The following is a 583-nucleotide window of genomic DNA, read 5'->3' as shown; positions in this document are numbered from 1 at the left end:
GCACAACCAGTATCGTAATAGAATATAGCTATTATAGCGGTGCGCAGCAAACCATAGTCGCGACTGCTGAAGCAGTGATAGTCCGATTGGACAGTGATGGCAAGACCAAACTGCCATGGACGGAAGAGGAGCGCACGCGTTTATTAGCGCTCGAAAAAAAGGTTGGTCACACCCCTCAATTATAATCTTTGCTTTTTTTAACTTATAAGTTGATAAGATAACCAGAAAAAAAGCACCCTAATAAACTTTATTAGGGTGCCTGTTTAGGATGATGTTTGTAAAAGCTTATCCTAGTCTCAGTGAAAGGCTATTACAAAAGTAGCTCTATTACTAACCATCTTTATTTAGCTCTTGCGTGGGAGCTTGAATAAAGTCGATGACATTCAATTCAAACCCTGATAACGCATAGAACTTCATCGGCGATGATAAGAGGTGCATATCGCGTACACCTAAATGGCGTAAAATCTGTGCACCAACACCGATACTGCGATAAGGCTGCTGAGCGATGGTTGAGAGCGATTGATTTTCAGATGCTTTGTCTAGTGCATCTCCTAAGTCGACGGGTTGATGACTACCAATCCAA

General features: G+C 42.0%; 1 protein-coding gene and 1 pseudogene. One reads left to right on the top strand and one right to left on the bottom strand.

All coding sequences use genetic code 11. The features are described 5' to 3' along the window. A partial coding sequence (locus tag ACS8FD_RS22955; RefSeq protein WP_459252181.1) for an acyl-CoA thioesterase family protein occupies positions 1 to 185 on the top strand: 185 nt, incomplete at its 5' end. 145 nt (positions 186 to 330) lie between these two features. Here the strand turns inward: ACS8FD_RS22955 and ACS8FD_RS22950 are convergent. Further along, positions 331 to 583, bottom strand: a pseudogene (locus ACS8FD_RS22950) (bifunctional 3,4-dihydroxy-2-butanone-4-phosphate synthase/GTP cyclohydrolase II); the annotation flags it as partial.

This window comes from Psychrobacter sp. 1U2, from assembly GCF_051847575.1.
The sequence above is the reverse complement of the archived record's forward strand: the minus strand, read 5'-3'. Positions and strand labels throughout refer to the sequence as shown.